General features: G+C 60.1%; 18 protein-coding genes. 4 read left to right on the forward strand and 14 right to left on the reverse strand.

The features are described from left to right. Nucleotides 1-336: 336 nt before the first annotated feature. The 10 genes from MUY21_RS09495 to MUY21_RS09540 all read right to left on the reverse strand — a co-directional run bounded on the left by MUY21_RS09495 (nucleotide 337) and on the right by MUY21_RS09540 (nucleotide 11,972). A complete protein-coding gene (locus MUY21_RS09495; RefSeq protein WP_248410147.1) occupies nucleotides 337-1,464 on the reverse strand; it encodes a beta-ketoacyl-ACP synthase III in 1,128 nt (375 codons plus the stop codon). Nucleotides 1,465-1,542: 78 nt separating this feature from the next. Then, nucleotides 1,543-2,190, reverse strand: coding sequence for an RluA family pseudouridine synthase (locus MUY21_RS09500; RefSeq protein ID WP_248410148.1), 648 nt, complete (start codon nucleotides 2,188-2,190; stop codon nucleotides 1,543-1,545). A 38-nt stretch (nucleotides 2,191-2,228) separates the two neighbouring features. After that, the gene (gene rarD / locus MUY21_RS09505; RefSeq protein ID WP_191287393.1) at nucleotides 2,229-3,128 is read right to left on the reverse strand and encodes an EamA family transporter RarD; all 900 of its coding nucleotides are present in this window, start codon (nucleotides 3,126-3,128) and stop codon (nucleotides 2,229-2,231) included. Between the two features lie 98 nt (nucleotides 3,129-3,226). Next, nucleotides 3,227-5,677, reverse strand: coding sequence for an FAD-dependent oxidoreductase (locus MUY21_RS09510; RefSeq protein ID WP_248410418.1), 2,451 nt, complete (start codon nucleotides 5,675-5,677; stop codon nucleotides 3,227-3,229). Between the two features lie 86 nt (nucleotides 5,678-5,763). Further along, nucleotides 5,764-6,726, reverse strand: a complete 963-nt coding sequence (locus MUY21_RS09515; protein ID WP_248410149.1) for a helix-turn-helix domain-containing protein — start codon at nucleotides 6,724-6,726, stop codon at nucleotides 5,764-5,766. Next, entirely contained in the window at nucleotides 6,723-9,176 is a 2,454-nt protein-coding gene (locus MUY21_RS09520) for an FAD-dependent oxidoreductase (RefSeq protein ID WP_248410150.1), read from the reverse strand. Before MUY21_RS09520 ends, MUY21_RS09515 begins: the two co-directional genes overlap by 4 nt. 21 nt (nucleotides 9,177-9,197) lie before the next feature. Then, nucleotides 9,198-9,572, reverse strand: a complete 375-nt coding sequence (locus MUY21_RS09525) for a GFA family protein (RefSeq protein WP_248410152.1) — start codon at nucleotides 9,570-9,572, stop codon at nucleotides 9,198-9,200. A 10-nt stretch (nucleotides 9,573-9,582) separates the two neighbouring features. Further along, the gene (locus MUY21_RS09530; protein ID WP_248410153.1) at nucleotides 9,583-10,155 is read right to left on the reverse strand and encodes an XRE family transcriptional regulator; all 573 of its coding nucleotides are present in this window, start codon (nucleotides 10,153-10,155) and stop codon (nucleotides 9,583-9,585) included. Between the two features lie 122 nt (nucleotides 10,156-10,277). Beyond that, nucleotides 10,278-10,733, reverse strand: coding sequence for a GAF domain-containing protein (locus MUY21_RS09535; RefSeq protein WP_248410154.1), 456 nt, complete (start codon nucleotides 10,731-10,733; stop codon nucleotides 10,278-10,280). A gap of 60 nt (nucleotides 10,734-10,793) precedes the next feature. Next, nucleotides 10,794-11,972 (reverse strand): acetyl-CoA C-acyltransferase, encoded by a 1,179-nt coding sequence (locus MUY21_RS09540; protein WP_248410156.1) that lies wholly within the window; start codon nucleotides 11,970-11,972, stop codon nucleotides 10,794-10,796. 100 nt (nucleotides 11,973-12,072) lie between these two features. On the opposite strand from MUY21_RS09540, the gene MUY21_RS09545 reads away from it, so the two are divergent. From MUY21_RS09545 to MUY21_RS09555, 3 genes are all read left to right on the forward strand, one after another. Then, a complete protein-coding gene (locus MUY21_RS09545) occupies nucleotides 12,073-12,420 on the forward strand; it encodes an STAS domain-containing protein (protein WP_191287386.1) in 348 nt (115 codons plus the stop codon). A 67-nt stretch (nucleotides 12,421-12,487) separates the two neighbouring features. Beyond that, nucleotides 12,488-12,916 carry an ATP-binding protein gene (locus MUY21_RS09550; RefSeq protein WP_248410157.1) on the forward strand — a complete coding sequence of 143 codons (429 nt, stop codon included), beginning with the start codon at nucleotides 12,488-12,490 and terminating at the stop codon, nucleotides 12,914-12,916. A 107-nt stretch (nucleotides 12,917-13,023) separates the two neighbouring features. Further along, on the forward strand, nucleotides 13,024-14,610 hold the full coding sequence (locus tag MUY21_RS09555) for a gamma-glutamyltransferase family protein (RefSeq protein WP_248410159.1): 1,587 nt from the start codon (nucleotides 13,024-13,026) through the stop codon (nucleotides 14,608-14,610). 21 nt (nucleotides 14,611-14,631) lie between these two features. On the opposite strand, the gene hspQ is transcribed toward MUY21_RS09555, so the two are convergent. Beyond that, entirely contained in the window at nucleotides 14,632-14,958 is a 327-nt protein-coding gene (gene hspQ / locus MUY21_RS09560) for a heat shock protein HspQ (protein ID WP_191287383.1), read from the reverse strand. Between the two features lie 222 nt (nucleotides 14,959-15,180). Here hspQ and MUY21_RS09565 point away from each other — a divergent pair, with 222 nt between their 5' ends. Further along, entirely contained in the window at nucleotides 15,181-15,762 is a 582-nt protein-coding gene (locus MUY21_RS09565; RefSeq protein ID WP_248410160.1) for a transglycosylase SLT domain-containing protein, read from the forward strand. A gap of 7 nt (nucleotides 15,763-15,769) precedes the next feature. Here MUY21_RS09565 and MUY21_RS09570 read toward each other — a convergent pair whose 3' ends face one another. The 3 genes from MUY21_RS09570 to MUY21_RS09580 all read right to left on the reverse strand — a co-directional run bounded on the left by MUY21_RS09570 (nucleotide 15,770) and on the right by MUY21_RS09580 (nucleotide 19,768). Continuing rightward, the gene (locus MUY21_RS09570) at nucleotides 15,770-16,372 is read right to left on the reverse strand and encodes an outer membrane lipoprotein carrier protein LolA (RefSeq protein ID WP_191287381.1); all 603 of its coding nucleotides are present in this window, start codon (nucleotides 16,370-16,372) and stop codon (nucleotides 15,770-15,772) included. Nucleotides 16,373-16,476: 104 nt separating this feature from the next. Beyond that, complete coding sequence (locus tag MUY21_RS09575) at nucleotides 16,477-16,824, reverse strand: RidA family protein (RefSeq protein WP_248410162.1); 348 nt, start codon at nucleotides 16,822-16,824, stop codon at nucleotides 16,477-16,479. Between the two features lie 58 nt (nucleotides 16,825-16,882). Further along, nucleotides 16,883-19,768, reverse strand: a complete 2,886-nt coding sequence (locus tag MUY21_RS09580; RefSeq protein WP_248410163.1) for a DNA translocase FtsK — start codon at nucleotides 19,766-19,768, stop codon at nucleotides 16,883-16,885. Between the last annotated feature and the right edge of the window lie 7 nt (nucleotides 19,769-19,775).

Raw genomic sequence — 19,775 nt, forward strand, 5'->3', positions numbered from 1 at the left:
CGCGCAGACCGATCAATGTCTGCTGGAGGCCATTGCCGATGCCCAGAAGTGCGTCGCTGAGAAGAATTGAAGCGCATCAAAGCGGGATCTGTGCCATTATACGTATCTATGCCGTTGCGATGCTTGCCAGCGAAGAAACAAAAAACCCTATTCTCGTGTCAAATTCGGCGGTTTTGTCACGAGCAGCACATTCATCCAAATCGCTGACTAATCATGTGCCAGAACCGCTTGGCAAATCTGACACTAGTTTTGTCACGTTTTGGCCTACGCATATAGAACCGGACATTCGAACGTCGCGCAGCACCTGTTGCCGTGGGCTCAAAGCAGACCCCCCACTCACCCCCGCCGCACCACCACCGACCCAACTGAATACCCTGCGCCGAAGGAGCAGATCACCCCGGTATCCCCCGGCGCCAGATCGTCCGAGTACTTGGAAAACGCGATGATCGATCCGGCGGAGGAGGTGTTGGCATAGTCTTGCAGGATGTTGGGCTGTTCGCCCTCTTCCGGGGTGCGGCCCAGAACCTTCTTGCCGATGAAATCGTTCATCGTCTTGTTGGCCTGATGCAGCCACAGCCGTTTCAGGTCGTCGGGCTCCACACCGATATCCTCTATATGCCCTAGAATGTGCTTCGACACGATGGGCAGCACCTCTTTGAAAACTTTTCGGCCGTTCTGCATGAACTGCATATCGCGACGATCAGGCAAATCACTGCCGTCCTCGCGCGTGCGGCGCAGGAAGCCGTTGTTGTTGCGAATGTTGTTGGAAAACTGCGTCAGGCAGCGGGTGGACAGGATGTCGAAATGGTCGCCCTTCGCATCCTCTTTCCGTTCCAGCAGGGTCGCGGTGGCCACGTCGCCGAAGATGAAATGGCAATCCCGGTCACGCCATTCCAGATGGGCCGAGCAAATTTCCGGGTTCACCACCAGCGCGCGCTTGACCGAGCCCGAGCGGATCATGTCGGCCGCCGCCTGAATGCCAAACGTGGCCGAGGAACAGGCAACGTTCATGTCGAACGCAAACCCACCCGCGCCCAGCGCCTGCTGTATTTCAATCGCGATCGCCGGGTAGGCGCGTTCATGGTTTGACGCGGCACAGATGACCAGATCAACCTCGCTTGCCTCTCGTCCCGCCTGCACCAAGGCCTTCTTGCAGGCATCCACGCCCATCTCGGTCATGATCCCCGGTTCATCATCGCTGCGTTCACGCAAGGTTGGATGCATGATATCAGGATCTAACACACCTGATTTATCCATCACATACCGCTGATGGATGCCCGAGGCCGAAACGATGAACTCTTCACTGGAATGCCCGATCGGTTCCGCCTCGCCCGCAGCAATGGCGTCCGCATTTTTGGCGTTCTGCTTGTCGGCATAGGCGTTGAACGCTTCAACCAGTTCGGCATTGGTGATGGTCTGCGTGGGTGTAAACACCCCGGTGCCAGAGATAACAGGCTGGATCATGTGAGACTCCTCAAACGTTGGGTCAGTCAATCAGGAAGCACTCGGGGCGGCAAGGGGAACTGACCTTCCGTCATCCCATCAGAACGGGCATTTGGCCTTGAAGGTCAGCCCTTTTCCGCCATCCGGGTGACGCAGGCGCAGGCTTTCGGCGTGAAGCATCAGGCGCAGCGCATTGCGCGCCTCGCCCTCTGCATAGAAAGGATCCCCCAGAATGGGATGCCCGATTTCCTTCATATGCACCCGCAACTGGTGGCTGCGTCCGGTTTGCGGAAACAGGCGGACACGGGTGGCTTGTTCCTCGTATTTCAGGACTTTCCAGTCGGTGATCGCAGGCTTGCCATTCTCGAAACACACATGCTGCTTCGGCCGGTTCGGCCAATCGACGATCAACGGCAGATCGACTGTGCCTTCGCGGTCGGCCACGCGTCCCCAGACGCGGGCGACATAGGCCTTCTTGACCTGCCGTTTTTCAAACTGAAGCCCCAAATGGCGCTGCGCATGGGGGGTCATCGCAAACACCATGATGCCCGACGTGTCCCGATCCAGCCGGTGCACCAGAAGCGCGTCAGGAAAAACCGCCTGAATGCGAGACAAGAGGCAATCGGCCAGATGCGCGCCCTTGCCCGGCACTGACAAAAGGCCCGCCGGTTTGTCGACCAGCAACAATTCATGATCCTGATGGACGATCTTCAGCGGCTCATCCGGCGGGGTGTATTCATCTGACATGCGCGCCAGATAGCCTGTGTGGCGCAGCCGGGCAAGGCTCAGCGGCGGCGCATCCCGCGCAGCATCGAGGTGGTATAGATCACCAGCGCCAGCCAGATCAGCGGAAAGGCAATCAGCTTTGCACCCTCAAACGGTTCGTCAAACACGAACACGGCGACCAGAAAAATCATCGTCGGCGCGATATATTGCAGGATCGCGATGGTCGACAGCCGCAACAGTTTCGCGCCATTGGCATAAAGCATCAACGGCACCGCCGTCACCACGCCACATCCCAGAAGCAATGCCGTATCCATCCCTGTCAGCAGGAAATGGCTTTGCCCCTGTGCCGTCAGCCACGCCGCAAAACCCAAAGCGGGAAGCAGAAGGATCAGGACTTCCAGCATGAACCCCTGATTGGGGCCAATCGGCAGCGACTTCTTGCACAGCGCATAAAGCCCCCAGGTCAGTGTCAGCCCGACAGCAACGACGGGCAACCGGCCTGCGTCGACGGTCAGGATCACGACCGCAGCAAAGGCCAGCGCCACAGCCACCATCTGCGCCCGGGTCATTCGCTCACCCAAAAGGATGGTGCCCAGAAAGATCGAGAACAGCGGGTTGATGTAATAGCCCAGCGCGGCCTCCAACGCCTGTTCATGCGCAATGGCCCAGACATAGATGCCCCAGTTCACGGAAATCAGCGCAGCGGTCAGCACACCCAGAAGCAGGGTTCGCGGATTTGCAAGAGCCTCGCGCAGCGCGCCGGTGCGCCCGGATGCGATCAGGATGACGCCAGCCACCGGCACCGACCAGATGACGCGATGGGCGACCACCTCGGCGGCGGGCATGTGAGCCACGGCTTTCATATAGAGCGGCAGAAACCCCCACAAGAAATAGGCCGAAATAGCCAGCGCCAACCCTTGTGGCGTATCTTCGTTCTTTGGTTTGCTCATGTCCGTCATCGCGCGCTCCTTATCCCGCCTTTATGGCAGTTGGAGCGGGAAACGGTAGTCAGATTTCCGTGGGCGATCGCATCAAGAAAAGTGATGCTGTGCGCCGGTCACATTCGAACCCGCTCTGATTTCGGATCATACAGGGGCTTCAGTGACGCCTCGGCTTTCACCCGTGTGCCCGCCACGTCGATTTCATAGGTCGAGGCCAGAACCCCGGCCGCCGTCTCGCCCTTGCACGGCACATATCCCATACCGATGGCCGCCCCAACGTGATGCCCGTAGCCGCCGGAGCTCAGGTATCCGACGATCTCACCGTCGCGGATCAATGGCTCGTTGTGATAAAGCTGGGGCTCCGGATCAGTCAGCTTGAACTGCACAAGGCGCTGAGACAGGCCTTCGTCTTTCTTGGCAAGCACCGCATCACGCCCGATGAAATCCGGTTTGTCGGCTTTCACCGCAAAGCCCAACCCCGCTTCCAGCACGTGATCTTCACAGGTGATGTCATGTCCGAAATGGCGGAACGCCTTCTCGATCCGGCAACTGTCCATCATATGCATCCCGCAAAGGGTCAACCCCATGTCCTGCCCCGCTTCAAAGATCGTTTCGAACGCGTGGGCGGCCATGTCGGAGGAGATATAAATTTCCCACCCCAGCTCGCCCACGTATGACACGCGATGGGCGCGGGCCAGACCCATGCCCAGCTCGATCTCTTGCGCGGTTCCGAACGGGTTTGCGTCATTGCTGAAATCCGCCGGGCTGATGCGTTGCAGCAGCGCACGGGAATTTGGCCCCATCACGGCCAACACGCCCTCGCCCGCCGTGACATCGGTGATCACAACGCGGGCGTCACCCATATGGCGGCGCATCCAAGTCTCATCCGCCAGACGCGTGCCTGACGGCGTGACCACCAGATAGGCGGTTTCCGACAGGCGGGTGACGGTCACATCCGCCTCGATCCCTCCGCGGGGGTTCAGGAACTGGGTATAGACGATCTTGCCGACCGGCACCGACATGTCAGCCCCGCAGACCCGGTTCAAAAACGCCTCGGCATCCGGGCCTTCGACCCTAATCTTGCCGAAGGAGGACATATCATACATGCCGACATTTTCGCGCACTGCCTTGTGTTCGGCGGCGGCGTTGTCGAACCAGTTTGGGCGGCCCCATGTATATTCATATGCGCGCGCCTGCCCGTCGCGGGCAAACCAGTTTGCACGCTCCCACCCGGCGGTTTCCCCCATGACGGCACCACGGTCCAGCAGGAGTTGATGAAACGGCGTGCGCCGCACACCACGCGCCGTGGCTTTTTGGCGAAACGGGAAATGGTCGGCATAAAGCAAACCCAGCGTTTCCTTGGATCGTTCATAAAGATAGTGCTTGTTGCCCTGAAACGGCTGCATCCGACTGATGTCCACATCGCCCAGATCAAATGGTTTCTCGCCCTTATCCATCCATTCGGCCAGTGCCATCCCCGCGCCGCCTGCGGATTGGATACCGATCGAGTTGAACCCCGCCGCAACCCAGACATTGTCCATCTCAGGCGACAGGCCAAGGTGATAGGCGTCGTCCGGCGTGAAACTTTCCGGCCCGTTGAAGAAAGTGTGAATGCCCGCCTCGGCCAGCATCGGCATCCGGTTGCAGGCGGCTTCCAATATGGGTTCGAAATGATCGAAATCCTCGGGCAACTGGTCAAATTCAAAGCTGTCGGGAATGCCATCCATCGCCCAAGGCTTGGCATTGGGTTCAAACGCGCCCAACAGGATCTTTCCTGCGTCTTCCTTGTAATAGGCGCATTCATCCGGCACCCGCAGCACCGGCATCTGGGTCAGGCCCTCGATCCCTTCGGTCACGATATAGAAATGCTCGCAGGCATGCAGCGGCACGTTTACGCCCGCCATCTTGCCGACCTCGCGGCCCCACATACCCGCGCAATTTACGATCATGTCGCAGGTGATTGTGCCCTGATCCGATCCATCATCCGATGCCCAGTTGACACCTGTGACCCGGCGACCATCCCGGACTATACCCGTCACCTTGGTGCGCTCCTTGATCACGGCCCCCCGCTGCCGCGCGCCTTTCGCCAAAGCCAAGGCGATGTTGGCAGGATCGGCCTGCCCATCGGTGGGCAGCCAGATGCCCCCGGTGACGCCATCCAGGTTGATATGCTGATAACGCTCTTTCACCTCGGCAGGCGACAACTCTTCGCAGGGGACGCCAAAGGCGCGCGCCATGGCGGCGCTGCGATACAACTCCTCCCGCCGTTCATCCGTCAATGCGACCGAAACCGAACCGACCTGCCGCATCCCGGTCGCCACGCCGGTTTCCGCCTCGAGCCCAAGATACAAATCCGCCGAGTATTTGGCGAGCTTTGTCATGTTCGACGACGACCGCAATTGCCCGATCAGGCCAGCGGCATGCCACGTGGTGCCGGAGGTCAGCTGTTTGCGCTCCAGAAGCACCACATCCGACCAGCCCAGTTTGGTCAGGTGATAGGCGACAGAACATCCGATGACGCCGCCACCGATGATGACGACACGGGCATGATTGGGAAGGCTCATGATCTCTCACTCCATGTGGGTTTGATGTGACGGTGGCATGATCTTCGGGAGCGGAACCTTTCTGATCCGTCACATTTGTCGGAAATCTGTCATCCTGCGGGGGCTCGCGCGCGCCTGAGGGCGGTGGGCGTGACCCCGAAATGCCGCCCGAACAAGGTCGAGAACCCGTTCGAGAACCCGCAGGCCAACCCGACATCGCGCACGCTCATCGAGGTTTTCAACAGAAGCGTATTGGCTTGGTTGAGACGTAGCTCGCGATAGTAGGTGTTCGGCGAGGTGCCGAAGTGTTTGCGGAACTGACGTTCCAATGACCTTTCGGAAATATTAAGATACCCGGCAAGCTCTGAAATTCGCAAAGGTTCCTCCAGATTGGCCTGCATCAATTCGATACACTGATCGAGCGTACGATTGCCGCTGCGCGACAGCTCCTTTCCCCCGAACGGCTGCAGCGTCGACGAGGTGCGGATCGTTTCATGCAAGAAAATGTCGGTGACCGTCGCCACCGCCGCTGCGCTGATATGGTCGCCCAGGATTCCCAGAACCAGATCATAGGTCGCCCCCATGCCCGCGCTGGTGGTGATCTGCCCGTCATCAGCAGCAAGGGCATAAGACCCCATGCCGGGCGTGCCGCGTTCATTCAACAGCGCCCGGTTTTCCCAATGGGTGGTGTGGCTCATCAGTTGCTCGCCGGTTTCGGCGATATAGCGACTGGCGGCTTCCGACAGCAAAATCACGCGCGCACCGGCCCATTGATACGCCTTGATCGTCTTGCGCATCGACAGGTCCGGGGCATCGGGGTCTGAGTTGCCCAGCACAAAAACATACTGTGCCGTATGCTTTCTGTCGAAGGGGTGAGTGTCGATGGTGATCCCTGCACGGCAGCCCACCACGCCACCGTGCTTTGACAGCCAGCGCCATCGAAACGCCTGTTTCGCGGTCACGCGGTTGGCGGTGCGCAGAAGTTCGACGATGGCCGTGAACTCGGTCAGGACGAACCCGTCCGCCACCACGATATCCACAAGGATGGGGGATGGACTTGCGCAATCCGTCACGCGCGCAACCTTTCGTTTTTGGGATCCCATAGCGGCTGGTCAAGCTGCACGACGGCAGGGTACCGTTCGCCGTAAATCTCGACCTCAACCTTTGTGCCCGGCACGGCCAGGTCGGCCCGAACCATGCCCAAGGCGATCGAGGCATCGGCACGATAACCCCACCCGCCCGACGTGGTTTCGCCGACAATCTGGCCGTCATGCCAGATGCAGGACATATAGGGCGCATCTGCCTCACCAGCGTCGACCGTCAAGGTGACAAACCGCTTCTTTGGTCCTGCCTTCGCTTCTGCCTGCAGCGCCGCCTTGCCGGGAAAGTCTTGTGGTTTGTCCAGATGCAGGAAACGCTCAAGACCCAACTCCAACAACGTGTAATCCGTCGACAGATCGCCCTTCCACGCCTTGTATCCCTTCTCAATTCTCAGCGCGTCCAACGCATACATGCCGAATGGTTTGACGCCTTCGTCAACAAGCGCGTCCCAGATCGCGGGCATCGCTTGGGGGACAGCATGAATTTCCCATCCAAGTTCGCCGGCAAAGGACACCCGCAGCAATGCCGCCACTTGCCCCGCGACCTGACCATCGAAACTGGCCGACAACCACGGCAGGGTCAGGTCATGCCCCACGACCAGCTTGCCAAGAATTTCGCGGGATTTCGGGCCTGTCACCAACAGGCATTCCACGTCTTTCGAGTGATCCGTCACCGTGACCCCATCCGGCGCCTGCCGCGTGAATATCTCGGCATCATGCCATTGCGCGACAGAAGCAGTGATCAACCCGACCTCATCCGGGCCATGCACCATGACAGACATTTCTGTCAGGCACCGTCCACGCGCATCCGGGAAATAGGCCAAACTCACGCGACCTTCTTTTGGCAGGCGCGAGGCGGTCAGGCTGTCCACGAAATCGCGCGCGCCCGGCCCTTCAACCTTCAGCCGCGTGAAACCGGTGATCGGCAGCATCCCGCAATGGTCGCGCACGGCTTCGCATTCCTCGCGGATGCGCGCCTCCCACGGACCTGACCGGCCCCATGTATGGGTTGCCTCAAGCGACGTGTCATCCCCCGGCTTTGCGAACCAATTGGCGCGTTCCCACCCGTTATAGGCCCCGAATACGGCGCCAGCCTCTTTCAGGCGTGAATGCAAGGGCGACAGTTTCTTGTCGCGCCCCGCAGGCCATTCGTGGCGGGGAAAGTGCATGGCGTATTCGTTGCCATAAACCTCCATCCCCTTCTGCACGCAATAGTCGTGATCGGTGTAGTCGGTGTAGCGGCGCGGATCGCAGGCCCACATATCCCACTCGGTTTGCCCATCGACAATCCATTCCGCCAGCACCTTGCCCGCGCCACCACCTTGCGCGATGCCGAAGGTGAACACACATGCCTCGAACGCATTTTTTACGCCGGGCATGGGGCCGATCAAGGGCAACCCGTCGGGCGCATAGGGGATGGGGCCATTGATCACCCGACTGACGCCTGCCGTGCCCAGCGCGGGCACCCGTTCCATCGCGTCCGTGACAATATCCTCAATCCGGTCCAGATCGTCATTCCAAAGCTGGAAGCTGAAGTCGTCCGGCATCGGGTCATCGTCAGTTGCCCAATGCGCCTTGCAGTTCGGTTCATAGGGGCCAAGGTTGAACCCGTGCTTTTCCTGCCGCAGGTAATAGGACACATCCACATCGCGCAGCAGGGGCAGCTTCTTGCCCGTTTCCTTGGTGAAGGCTTCGATTTCGGGGATTTCTTCGGACAGCAAATATTGATGGCTCATCACCATCATCGGCACAGTGCGCCCGCCATAGGGCTTGAACCACTCACCCACCCGCTGCGCGTAATATCCAGCGGCATTGACGACGTAGTCGCAAGCGATGTCACCCTTGGGCGTATGGACGGTCCAGGTGCCGTCATCGTGTTGCGTGACCCCTTCGGCGGGACAGAAGCGCAGGACCTTCGCCCCCATGTCCCGCGCGCCCTTGGCCAGCGCCTGCGTCAACTGTGCAGGGTCAATGTCACCGTCATGCGGATCATAAAGCGAGCCAACAATGTCATGGGTTTCAAGAAATGGATAACGCGCCTTGGTTTCTTCGGGCGTGAGGATTTCAATATCCATCCCCTGATAGCGCCCCATGCTGGCGGCGCGCTGAAACTCCTGCATTCGTTCCTTGGAATGCGCCAGCCGGATCGACCCGGTGACGTGGTAGTTCATCGGATAATCCACCTCATCCCCCAACCGCGCATACAGCTCGGTCGAATAGCGCTGCATGTTCATCACCGCCCACGAGGTCGAGAAGGTCGGCACGTTCCCGGCAGCGTGCCAGGTTGACCCGGCGGTCAGCTCGTTCTTTTCCAGCAGAACACAGTCCGTCCAGCCCTTCTTGGCCAGATGATACAGGGACGAGGCGCCAACCACACCGCCGCCGATGATGACGACGCGGGCTTTGGTGGGGAAATCGGACATGGGGAACTCCAATTGTTCGGGTTACTGCGCGCTTTGCGGCAAGCCATCGGTGATGTCGTAATAGTCGCCCTTGTTGGCAACAAAGATGTGTTTCTCCAAAGTCAGACCCGTTGGCCCGTCAATGGCACCAAGGGCAAAACTGATCGTATCTTCGTCATGGGCTTTCCAGAACAGGAACGATCCGCAGGTCGGGCAGAAGCCGCGCTTGGCGGTATCGCTTGAGGCATACCAGTTCACCACACCCTCGATGTGAAGCTCACGCTCCGGCACATAGGCCGACGACCATACGCCGCCGGATTGTTTGCGGCACTGGCTGCAATGACACATCGACACGCCTTTTGGTGGGGCTGCGGTTTCAAATCTGATCGCGCCACACAGGCAGCTTCCTTGCAGCATCTCGGCCTCCTCAATACACCGGCGGCGCGATCACCCAGATCGCGACGGCGGGTTCATCATAGGGGTTCGCCCATTCGTGCAGCTCGCCCCGAATGCGAAAGCTGTCACCCTGTGCCACGGTGAACGGGCGGCCCCCGATGGTCAGGTCCAGCCTGCCGGACACCATGTACCCCACCTCCTGCGTGGGCCGGAGCGCCGGGGTCTGCATTTTCGAGCGGGGTTTGAAAGTGGAATGCACCACCTCAAAATCATCGGTCAGGTCAGGGGACAGGAGTTCCTCGATCAACCCTTCGTCACCAGATCCCATCGGACGGCGCGCGCCAGCCCGCACCACATACCCTTGTTCACCCGCCGGGGCCGAGGCATGGGCGAACAGCAGCGACATCGGCACCCCCAGCGCCTGCGCGACCGCACGCAAGTCAGAGATGGACGGATCGGACATATCCCGCTCGACCTGGCTGAGCCATCCGACCGACCGCCCCAATCCCGCGGCCAGCTCAGATAGCGTTAGCCCGCGCGACTTTCGCAGCGCACGAATGTCGGCACCCAGGCTGCGTGGTGAAACCGGATCGCTGTGCAACATACGAGGCATCCCCTGCGTGACATGAAACAGTGCGTGACATGAAACAGTGCGTGAAATTTTCACGTATAATTTCACGTTGGCGCAAGGATGTGATTCGACGCAAGCAGAAACGGGCGTGGTTGCTATCGTGCGAAGGTATCTTTCAGGATCGCCGCCAGTTGGTCTGCGTCCTCTTGAGTGAACCCGTCCGACTGATCGCTGTCGATGTCAAACACCCCGATCAATGCGCCTGTCCGGTTCCAGACCGGCAAGACAAGCTCGGACCGCGTCGAGGACGCACAGGCGATATGGCCGGGAAAGGCATCGACATCCGGCACAAGCTGCACCTGCCCTGTGCGTGCCGCCGCCCCGCACACCCCACGCGAAAACGGGATCTGCAAACATCCATGCCCGCCCTGATAGGGGCCGATCTTCAGAAGGTCAGGGGCAACAACGCGGTAAAACCCGGTCCAGTCGAAGCGATCATCGGCGTGATGCACCTCACAGGCGAGCGTGGCCATCAAGGCAACTTCGTCCTGTTCGCCTTCGGTCAGGGATGCGACCACCTGTGCAAGTTCGGCATAATTGACGCGCGCCATGGGGGCTCCGATAGGAAAAGGGCGCGGATGATCCGCGCCCCTCTGTCTATAATCTCTGGCTCAGACGCGTTCAATCGCGATGGCGGTGCCTTCGCCGCCGCCAATGCAGATCGCCGCCACACCGCGTGTCAGCCCGCGTTTTTCCAGCGCGTTCAGCAGGGTCACGATGATCCGCGCGCCCGATGCCCCAATCGGATGGCCCAGCGCGCAGGCCCCTCCGTTCACATTCACCTTGTCACGGGACAAGCCCAGTTCATGCATGAACGCCATGGGCACGACGGCGAATGCCTCGTTGACCTCCCACAGGTCCACGTCGTCCTTCGACCAGCCAAGACGCTCCAACAGCTTTTTCGCGGCAGGAACGGGGGCGGTCGGAAACAGATTGGGTTCCTGTGCATGGCTCGCATGGCCCAGAATGCGCGCCCGGATCTTCAGCCCATTGGCTTTGGCGGCCCCTTCCGACGCGACGACAAGCGCCGCCGCCCCGTCCGAGATGGACGAGCTGTTCGCGGGCGTTACCGTACCATCCTTGCGAAAGGCCGGTTTCAGGGTCGGGATTTTCTCGGGACGCGCATTGCCGGGCTGTTCATCCTCGGACACCACGACATCGCCCTTGCGGGTCTTGATCGTAACCGGCGTGATCTCGCCTTCGAATGCGCCGCTTTTCTGCGCCTCAAGCGCGTTTGACAGCGATTTCAACGCGTATTCGTCCTGCGCCTCGCGGGTGAACTGGAAGCTTTCGGCGCAATCTTCGGCAAAGGTGCCCATCAGGCGACCCTTGTCATAGGCATCCTCAAGCCCGTCCAGAAACATATGGTCGATGACGGCCCCATGGCCGATGCGGGCACCGCTGCGCATCTTCGGCAACAGGTAAGGCGCTTCGGTCATGCTTTCCATACCGCCCGCGACCATGATGTCCGTGCCGCCAAGGGCCACCTGATCAAAAGCGATCATCGTTGTTTTCATGCCCGATCCGCACATCTTGTTCAGCGTGGTCGCAGGCACTTCCTTGCCCAAACCGGCGGCAAACCCGGCCTGACGCGCCGGAGCCTGACCCTGACCTGCGGGCAGAACGCAGCCCATCAACAGCTCTTCGATCTGGGCAGGTGCCGCGCCCGCATCTTCCAGCGCGGCCTTGATCGCGGCCCCCCCAAGATCAGCGGCAGCTACACCCGAAAACGCCCCCTGAAACCCGGCCATCGGCGTGCGCGCCGCGCCTGCGATTACGACATTCTTCATCGTTCTCTCCATCCCTAAGCAATTTCCCGACCACGCTTACCGAATGGTAACGATCGCCGTCTAGACTGTAGTTCTACCAATCGCGGGAAGGAGAATACAGTTGGAACTTGCCCATTTCGACACCGCCGGGGCGCGTGTGATCACAGTGAATGAACACCGGATCGACGCAGCCATCGCAATCAGCTTCAAGGACCGAATGCGCGAACTGACTGACCAGGGGCCAGATCGCATCGTCGTCGACATGACACAGGTCGATTTCATCGATTCCAGCGGGCTGGGTGCCATCGTGGCGGCCATGAAACAGGTCGGCCCGTCAAAGTCCTTTGAACTGGCCGGGCTTTCCGGCACCGTGCAGAAGGTGTTCAAACTGACCCGCATGGATACCGTGTTCACGATCCACGCCACACTCGAAACCGCGCTGGGCGGCCCCATCGCCGATGCCGGCTGAGGCGTTTTGCTTCATGGGGCAAGCTCACCAGCGGCATATTTCTGCGCTTTCGCCAGAAACGGACGAGATGAGCCTGGTTTTCCCGGCCCGCCCGATGGCCGTGCGCCGGGCGTTGCGCGCGTCTATGACTGGTTTGTCTCGCCTGAACCTGACGTCGGACGAACGCGGCGTCATCGAAATTGTGTTGGCGGAGGTTCTGAACAATGTGGTGGAACATGCCTATGCCCACCACAAGGACGGCGTGGTTGAGCTGCGCGTAAAGCGGCGGAAAGACAGTCTGGAGTTCACCGTGCTTGACGATGGTGTGCCCCTGCCCAATGGCGCCCTGCCGAAAAGGTCAGAGCACTGCCTGAACGTCCCCCTCGAAGACCTGCCCGAAGGCGGTTTCGGCTGGTCGCTCATTCAGGAATTGACGCGGGATCTGCGCTATCACCGCAGCAATGTCCGCAACAGGTTGGAGTTTACCATCAAGCTGGCTGACACGCAGATCAGCTGACCTGTGTGGCGCTCATCACACCTTTGTTCCAGCCTGTCAGGGAACCTGCATGTTGGAAAAATCCGCGTCTGCCCGTAGGCTTCGCAAAACCCCGACCGAGAGGGACGATGCGAGAATTTCACCTGCCGGGACGCTCACCGGTTTATGCCACGAACGGGATCTGCGCCACATCTCACCCGCTGGCAGCGCAGGTCGCCGTCCAGATCCTGAACAGGGGTGGGAATGCCGTAGATGCGGCAATTGCCGCAGGCATCCTGCTTGGAGTATGCGAACCCCACATGACCGGAATCGGGGGCGATTGCTTTGTCTTGCTGGACGCCCCGAACCAGAAAGGCATCATCGCCCTGAACGGATCAGGCCGGGCACCTGCCGGGTTGTCCGCGGATACGCTGCGAAACGATGGCTTGACCCGAATACCGGAACGATCCGTCCACGCCGTGACAATTCCCGGTGCGGTCGATGCGTTCTGCATCTTGTCGGAAGATTGGGGTCAATTGTCTCTGGCCGAAACGCTTGCGCCGGCGATCCACTACGCAGAAACGGGCGTTCCTGCCGCCCCTCGCGTCGCGCTGGATTGGGCAAATGCTGCGCGTGAAGGCAACCTGTCCGGTGTCGCGCGTGATTTCTATCTTCACAACGGCGCCGCTCTGCAGGTCGGCGATATCTTCCGCGCACCAAAACAGGCCGAGATCTTGCGCATGATCGCGCAAAAGGGCCGCGCCGGGTTCTATGAAGGCACGGTGGCCGAGGATATGGTCACCAGCCTGAAAGCCTTGGGCGGCACCCATGAACGGGATGACTTCGCCCAGCCGCAGGCGTTCTATACAGACCCGATATATGGCACCTACAAGGGGATCGACCTGGTCGAGCATCCACCGAACGGGCAAGGCGCGACGGCCATTCTGATGGCAAAGATCCTGTCGCATTTCGACCTGACGGATCTGGACCCGGTGGGGGCTGATCGTGCCCATCTTGAAGCCGAAGCGGCCAAGCTGGCCTATGACGCGCGAAACCGGTACATCGCCGACCCCGATAACACCACGCGACTGTCCCATATGCTGTCGGATGACACTGCCGAGAAACTGGCCACCCTGATCGACCCGCGCCGCGCGAGGGACATACCCAACCGGATCAGCGATGCGGTGCACCGCGATACGGTCTATCTGACGGTGGTGGATCGTGACCGGATGGCGGTTTCACTGATCTATTCGATCTTTCATGCCTTCGGATCCGGATTGGCATCGGACAAGTTCGGCATCCTGTTTCAGAACCGGGGGGCCGGGTTCAACCTGACGCCGGGCCACCCGAACGAAGCGGGAGGCAACAAGCGCCCGATGCACACGATCATTCCCGGAATGCTGCGCGAAAACGGGCAGGTTACGATGCCGTTCGGGGTGATGGGCGGGGCATATCAACCCAACGGCCATGTGCGGTTTCTGAGCAATATGGTGGACTTCGGGATGGATGCGCAGACCGCGATCGACACGCCCCGTTGCTTTGCCGATCAGGGCGTGCTGCGACTGGAGCGCGGTTATCATCCCGAGGTGCAGGCGCAACTGGCCGGGATGGGACACAAGATCATTCTGACCGAGGCGCCGATTGGTGGCGGACAGGCGATCCGCATAGATCATCAGCGCGGTATCCTGATCGGGGCGTCGGACCCGCGCAAGGATGGCTGCGCCATCGGATACTGATGCGGAAGGGTCGGGGGTTTGTCAGTTCAGCTGAACATGCAGCGGATACTGGCCATCTTCCAAATCGCCGAAAAACTCCGGCAGGTCCGGGTGGCCCACAGGCTCACCGGAATAATCCGCAACCAGATTCTGCTCGGACACATAGGCCACATAGTAGCTTTGGTCGTTCTCAGCCAGCAAATGATAGAACGGCTGGTCCTTCTGAGGGCGACTGTCTTCGGGAATCGCGTCATACCATTCCTCGGTGTTCGAGAACATGGCATCCACATCAAACACCACGCCGCGGAAGGGATGCTTCCGGTGACGGACAATCTGCCCAAGTGCATATTTGGCGCGCGTCTTTAACATTTATTAAAGCTCCTAACCTTTTACCTAACGCCTCCCAAGGGTGTTTGTCCATGGAATCGGCCTTGTTTTCTACGAAACAAATTGTGTCGTCCGGGGTCGCGAGATCACCGCAAATGGGTGTGCGCGGGTCGCTGCTGGTCACGAAAAATCGCCAATCTTGGAATTCCCAGCCCCAACAGTTTCGGCTATAGTCACAAAAAAACATAAGATTGCGAGAGGCAGATGAGCAGACTTCTTCGCGCAGCAGTGATCCTTTTGTTCGTGGCGTCTTGTGGTGGTACCGACACCAAGGCACCACGGAACCTGGACAATGCGTGCAGCATTATCAAGCAGCGCCCGAATATACATAAGGCGATGAAACGAACCCAGCGCAAATGGGGCGTTCCGGTGCCCGTGCAAATGGCGATGATCTATCAGGAATCGAAATTTATCGGAAACGCGCGCACGCCGGTGAAATACGCATTGGGCGTGTTGCCCATGGGGCGCCAAAGCTCGGCCTATGGCTATGCACAAGTTCTGGATGCGACCTGGAAGGAATACCAGCGTGACGAGGGCGGCCGTGGTGCGCGGCGCACCGACATCAAGGACGCCACGGATTTCATGGGTTGGTACATGAATGAAACACGCGCCAAGACGGGGATCCCCCTGACCGACGCGCGCAATCAGTATCTGGCCTATCACGAGGGGCGTTCGGGGTATCTGCGCGGCAGCCACAACTCCAAGTCATGGCTGCTTCGCATCGCGTCCGAGGTGCAGGCCCGCGCCATTCTGTATCAGCACCAACTGGCAAGTTGCCGTCGGTGACCCGGCGTTAGCGCGACCGCTGATTGATCGCCGCCGTGATCGAGAACAGCGAGCTTTTCAGCGGCGCGCCTTTCGTCATCTCGCCCAGGATGACCGTGGTTTTCGACCCGGCATTGTCGGTGATGATCCACTGGCGTAGCTCGGTCGGGTTGGCGGTGAATTTCAGCTCGATCGTGCCAATTTCGGGGTTTTGGGGATCCTGGGCCAGCACCGTGGTTGCCGTGCCGTCATACCCATGCCCCTTGACCATCTGCGCCTGGTTCAGGTTGACATTGCGTTCAAGGATCAGGTTCAGCGGCGTGCGTTTCAGCGGGTATTGCTGCGGCCCGGCATTGGACTTTCCGTCAAAGATCGCCACTTGCGACCCGCCAGCCACGACCAGCGCATCGGTCGGCGGGTTGTATTCGAACCGCGCCCGGCCCGGTCGTTTCAGGTAGATCGTCCCGGTCGAGATCGTGCCGTCATCATTGATCTGCGTGAACGCAGCTTTGGCCGTATCAAGCCCATTCAGATACTTTGAGATCGCATTCAGCGACAGTTTTTCCGCCATCGCAGGTGCCGCGCTTGCAGCGATTGCCACGGCGGCAAGCGTCATTCGAAAAAGGGTCATTCATCCTACCTTTGCTGATCGGGCACAGTTTATCCCGTTACATATGGGAAGATTAAGCCCGATCAGAAGGTGATAGGCGATAACGTGCCGTTCAATTCAAGGTGTTATTCCGCGACAGCCGCGGTCACGATGATCTCGACCCTGTAATCCGGGGTTGCCAGATCGGCCGATCCGGTGGCGCGCGCCGGTGCGTGCCCCTTGGGCACCCAGGCATCCCACACCTCGTTCATCGCGGCGAAATCTTTCATGTCCGCCAACCAGATCACCGCCTGAAGCATGTGTTTCTTGGACGACCCGGCTTCGTTAAGCAGATTTTCAACGCGAACCAGACATTCGCGCGTCTGGTCTGCCACGCTGTCCCCGGCATTGCCCACTTGGCCCGCCAGATAGACAACCCCTTTATGGGTCACGCTTTGACTCATCCGGTCGGTTGTATGGCGTCGTTGGATCATCTTTTGCCTCAATTCTGTTGATGGTGAACCGCGCGACTTGCGCGTGCGGCGGTTCTTATTATTCGGGGATCAGGATCTCGCGCTTGCCAACATGGTTCGACGCGGACACGAGGCCCTCATCCTCCATTTGCTCGACCAGTCGCGCGGCCTTGTTATAGCCGATGCCCAGTTTGCGCTGGATGTAGGACGTCGAACACTTGCGATCCTTGATCACAATCGCCACGGCCTGATCGTATTGCGCATCTTCGCCGGTGGTGTTGCCGCCCGTATTCAGGCCCAGCACCGCGTCGATATTGTCCGCCTTGTCATCCGACGGTCCTTCGACCACACCGCCCACATATTCGGGTGCGCCGAACCCTTTCAGATAGGTGACGATCTCCTCGACCTCTTCATCTGAAACAAAGGGGCCGTGTACGCGCGTGATCTTCGATCCGCCCGCCATGTACAGCATGTCGCCCATGCCCAGAAGCTGTTCGGCCCCTTGTTCACCCAGAATGGTGCGGCTGTCGATTTTCGACGTGACCTGGAAGCTGATGCGGGTGGGGAAGTTCGCCTTGATCGTGCCGGTGATCACGTCCACCGACGGGCGCTGTGTGGCCATGATCAGGTGAATGCCCGACGCCCGCGCCATCTGCGCAAGCCGCTGAATACATGCCTCGATCTCTTTGCCGGCGACCATCATCAGGTCAGCCATCTCGTCCACGACCACCACGATATAGGGCAGTTTCTCGGGGGCAAATTCCTCGGTCTCGAAAATCGGCTCTCCGGTGTCATCGTCAAAGCCCGTCTGAACGGTGCGTTCAAACATCTCGCCTTTGGCCAGCGTGTCAGCGACGCGGCCGTTGTAACCTTCGATGTTCCGCACACCCATCTTGGACATCTTGCGATAGCGGTCCTCCATCTCGCCCACGACCCATTTCAGGGCGACGACCGCCTTTTTAGGGTCGGTCACAACGGGGGACAGCAGATGCGGGATGCCGTCATAGACGGAAAGCTCCAGCATTTTCGGGTCGATCATGATCATCCGGCAGTCTTCCGGCGTCAGACGATACAGAAGCGACAGGATCATCGTGTTGATCGCGACGGATTTACCAGACCCGGTGGTCCCTGCGATCAAAAGGTGAGGCATCTTCGCCAGGTTCGCGACAATCGGATCGCCGCCGATATCCTTGCCCAGCGCCAGCGGCAAGCCATTGCCGTCACCGAAATCGCGCGTGGACAGGATTTCGCGGAATGACACCATTTCGCGTTTTTCATTGGGCAGTTCAATGCCGATCACCGACCGGCCCGGCACGGTCGAGACCCGCGCCGACAGCGCCGACATGGACCGGGCAATGTCATCGGCCAGGCCAATCACGCGGCTGGCTTTCAGGCCCGGCGCCGGTTCCAGTTCGTACATTGTGACGACGGGGCCGGGGCGGACCGACACGATTTCGCCCTTCACGCCGTAATCATCCAGCACGGTTTCCAGCATCCGCGCATTTTCCTCCAACGCTTCGTCCGACAGATGATGGCGTTCGATCGTCACCGGATTTGCCAGCAGGTTCAAAGGCGGCAGTTCATAGCCGGGATGCGTGTCTTCGAAGCTCAGCGAAGGTTGCGCTTCCGCCTTTGCGCGGGTCGAGGGCGGCGTGGGTTTCGGCACGGGATGCTGCACGACCTTCTTGGCCGGCTGCGCCAACCCGGCATGCGCCGGAGTATAGACGCGCGGCTCGGCCGGTGGGGCGTCGGGTGCCATCAGGTCTTCGACCACCATGTCATCATCGTCCACCAACTCAGGCGCAGTCATCAACGGCGTTTCGGCATGTTCAACCGGCGGCGCCGCGTTCAGGATCATCGGATCAGGCCCGCGCCGGTGCCGGGCAACCGCGCGCGCCAGAGGGGGCTCGGCCCGCGTGGGGTCGGACAATGTCGGCTGATGCGCCCGGTTCTTCAGAGCCGATGCAATCTTGGCCCGGATACGGTCCTCACCGCCCAGACCTTCGGGAATCTCGCCATCGAAGGTGGGGGATTCAACCAGTTCGGGCTCGGGGTCCGTATTGCGACGGAACAGCGCATTCAACAGCCCCGGCTTTGACGGTGCGGGCGCTGGGTCTTCGATGATCACCTCGGGCGCGCTGCCGTGCAAGGGCGGCTCCGGTCGCATCACGCGGGCTGCGCGCAACGGGGGCGGGGCGGTGAACTCTTCGTCATAGACATCGTCGGCCTGGGTCTGCGCACGCCGTTCGTCGCGGCGTGCAGCCTGGCGGGCCTGCATCTGACGGGCCGTGGCAACCGCCCCATGGGCCGCCCCTTTCGCGCCTTTGCCCAACAGCGACACGACACCGGCATAGCTCATCACGATACCGACGATCAGGAAGTGGCCAAAGCGTTGCAGTTCGAACCGGTCCACACCGATCACGAACAGGACGGCCAGCAGGGCGGCAAACGCCGACAGCACCGACATGACCTTCAGCCCCAGACCGGCACCCACCGGCAAACCGGCCAGAAGCGCACCCAGAACAGTGTCACCGAACAGCCCGCCCAGCCCGAAAGAGTGGGTCCAGCCCGCCCCCGGAACCAGCGTTGATGCATAGATTGAACACAAGGCAACCGCGATCGGCGCAAAGATCATCCGACCCATCACGCGTTCCTCGCCGATGTGGAACGTCAGACGCAGCCCCCAGACAGCAAGGATCACGGAAAGCGACCAGGACCCCAGCCCGGAAATCACCGCCAGAGGCGAGGCAACAAAGGCACCAATCCGGCCCAAAGCGTTCTGCGCGGGCGTATCGGTCGCCGACATCCAGCCGGGATCTTCGGGCGAATAACTGCCAAGGATCAGCGCGACAATGACGCCAAGGGCGATCAGCCCAAGGCCCAGAAGCTCTTTTCCGCGTCGTTCCAGCACCGCCTGGGTGTTGCTGTCAAAGATGGGATCCCGTTGTTTCGCCTGATACGCCATACCACCA

Source organism: Aliiroseovarius sp. S2029 (assembly GCF_023195575.1).
Taxonomy (GTDB): Bacteria; Pseudomonadota; Alphaproteobacteria; order Rhodobacterales; family Rhodobacteraceae; genus Aliiroseovarius; species Aliiroseovarius zhejiangensis.